Source organism: Vibrio sp. 10N.261.55.C5 (assembly GCF_041470505.1).
Lineage (GTDB): Bacteria > Pseudomonadota > Gammaproteobacteria > Enterobacterales > Vibrionaceae > Vibrio > Vibrio crassostreae_C.
Genome location: NZ_JBFRMS010000119.1, coordinates 1 through 3,131 on the forward strand (window position 1 = coordinate 1; position 3,131 = coordinate 3,131).

Sequence of the window (3,131 nt, forward strand, 5' to 3'; positions counted from 1 at the left end):
CTACCTTGAAAAACACCGCTCTTTCTCAAATTGCTTTAGTCAACGATTCGAGTAGTGTTTATCAACCAGTATCAATTAATCTACTCGATGAACTTCTAGAGCAGGGTATGGACGTTTCAAATATGGCGTTAGGGGGGAGTGTGTCTCAACCATTTGGTAATGCGTCAATTGTAAACGTTGATACTGGTAATGATAAAATTACGTATACGCCTGCCCTCGGATTTACGGGCCTGGATAGGCTAATGTACAGTTATACGGATAGTGCTAATGCGATAGCGTATAGTGGCACTATAGATATTGTGGTTTCAAATAGTGCAAACCAAGGCATCTTAGTTCTTAACCCTGATGTTACCTATGATACGGGCAAGGGCTATGTTTCTCTGGAGAATGCTCGTACAGGGTTTGATATTGATGTGAGCCCTTATGTCTCGTCAATCGATGGCGATGCTCTACAACTTATTTATGTCCATTCGATGAGCGCGCCACATACTAGAATTAAAGCTTCCAATGCTAATAACCCTGCTAATATGGAGTTTTTCTTCCAAACTTCCGTTCAGAAAGATCATAGTGTCACTTATGTGGTCAGTGATAAAAAAGGTGCTTATGCAATAGGTCACTTAACCGTTGTTGTATTGGATGAAGACGCTCTTCCAACTTGGACGGATATCACTCATCCAGCATCTGGAACGTTGTTTTTTGCACCCAAAGGCATCAATGAATTGGTCGCTAACAGTTATTTGTTTACGGATTTGTTTAATGTGAGTCAGTCTGGGGCAAATTACTTAGTTGGACGATTGAACAGTAATGATCTGCTTCATTACTGCGATCTACTTGGAGCTGAAATAGCGACGGCCGCTGAACTAAAATCTTTGGTTGATCGAGGTTGGACGACTTCATCTAAATGGCCTAATGCAACGACTTATCTGGTTAAAGAAGACTTAAGCTCTAGTGTCTATAAGTTAATGGATATCTCACTTCCACCTTACACTATTGATAGAGCGAATTTGGATGATCCAACATCAGCATTAACGAGCTATTTTCCTGCTTGTGTACTGAGAGGGAAGCGAATGCTGACAAGTCTTGCTCTTTCGGCAGCTCCCCCAACAGGCACTACTTCACTTGTTGTTGCGCAAGGCTACCCTATAGCGGCAAACTTGTCGGGTTACTATAATGATGGCTCTCATGAAAGTGATATGATTGCCTACGATCAATCGCTTGCAAATTATGTGCAAAGTACCGAAATCTTTGAAGTTAAAGGTAATCAACTTACTGGTAAAACAGTGGGAACGACAGATGTACATGGAGAATACGATGCATCTAATGATCCGTTGCGTTCGAACAAATTGTCAATGGAGGTCACTAATGCGGTTGTAACCAGTGGTACTTTGCATGTATCGAGCAACTCCGTTCCTTTGGGAGCAGAAATTACATTGACTGGTGAAATAAACTTCAGTGATGGAACGAAAAAGCAATTACATGAAGCGGGAACCTCAATCAAATGGATCAATAGTACGGCAGGGAATGAGTTAACTGGCAGCTCCTTAGTCACTGTTAATTGTGATACTAGCTCTTGTAAAGCGAGAGCCAATAGCACAACTACTGGTTATATTGAGCTCACATGGCGTTCTGGTTCAGTATCAGCGACAGCTCAAACCATTAATGTAAATGGAGCTCAGCTTGTGAGTCTCGATAGTATTACCGCTTCCGATGTGAATACTAGTGTAGTTACGGACTCGTATCCGTTAGGGCGCAAATTCAAATTGACGATCTCAGCTACATACACTAATGGCACTAGGGATGTATCAACAGACCCAAGCGCTAATTGGAATTTTGATAATACACATTTTGATCGTGATGAAAATAGATTTTCAGGCCTAACGATTCAGAATTCATCACCGATTACTTTTCAACTAGGCTCTAAGACGTTAACGAAGAATATCAAATTGACTAGTGCATATATCACGGGCGTTGAGATTACCGAGACGAATGTTAGTCGTCCACAAGGGTTATCTCATCGCCTAACATCAAGAGTAATTTATAGTGATGGTTCAGCTTCTACTGGTAACGGTATACCGGGTTGTACATGGAGTAGTAGCAATCATAACGTAGCAACGGTTGATCAAAGCGGCCAAGTATTGGCTTCTTCAAATAACATCGGGAACGCAAACGTAAAATTATCATGCGTTAACTCGTATAACCAATCATATAGCGACTCGGCTGTCTTTAACGTGACTAACGCTATAGCAATAAGTATGACGGTAAGCGCTCCAAACGGCACGGAAACAGTGAGACATCATAGGCTAGCATTTAAAGCGGTAGCGGATATGAGTGATGGTACTAGTGTTGATGTTACAAATCGTGCGGCTTGGAGCCTTTCTCATGCTGCGAGTGGCGTTAGTGTGGATAAAGGGGTTGTATTCACCCCTATGAACCATGACTCCTCGTATGCTTGGGCAAACCCTCAAATAACGGCAAGCCTTGATGGATCGTCTGATAGCATAAGATATACCGTTGATAACGGTCTAATTTTTGGAAACGATTATTATTGGATTGTTCCTATAGCTGGTACGTGGAATCAAGCTGTTAATTTTTGTAATAATCGTAATGGTTTTGAACGACCAGGTCACAACGATATACAGCATCTTCGTGGGAATGGTATTGGCGGTTTATGGACAACAGCATTTCCCAGTCGAAGCAAGCTGATCTGGGAGGCTTGGCGCGACAATAATTCAGCATACTTCACTAATATTGAAACTGGTGCACGAAGTTACCACTGGCAGACCGAGGTCTTTAGTATGACTTGCATTAAAAAGTAAAAGTTATATTTAAAATGCCACCAACAAAGAATTTGTTGGTGGCATTTTTTGCGTAATTGAATTTTGAAATAGAGCGACCTCGTTTCGCATGCTTTTTAGTCAATACGACAAGTTTCAGGCATGCCTAATCCAGTAAGCTTGTTCAACGCTTTTATCATCGCGTAAGTTTCACCCTGACTGTGTGCTGTAATTTCTGAAATCTAATTGTACTCTGAGCAAATGTTTAACTCGATATATCGCTGTTTCTGAGAGTGAACGTCAGCGCTATCATCTGACACCTCAAGGATGGTTGTTTGTAAGCGTGTCACGAACCCC

General features: G+C 41.6%; 1 protein-coding gene and 1 pseudogene. One reads left to right on the top strand and one right to left on the bottom strand.

Translation table 11 applies throughout. From position 1 onward, the window contains the following. Positions 1–2,816, top strand: a 2,816-nt coding sequence (locus tag AB4263_RS24095; protein ID WP_372099030.1) for an Ig-like domain-containing protein, incomplete at its 5' end; no start/stop codon positions are given. Between the two features lie 95 nt (positions 2,817–2,911). Here the strand turns inward: AB4263_RS24095 and AB4263_RS24100 are convergent. Continuing rightward, positions 2,912–3,074: pseudogene (locus tag AB4263_RS24100) on the bottom strand (IS5/IS1182 family transposase); the annotation flags it as partial. Positions 3,075–3,131 lie beyond the last annotated feature (57 nt).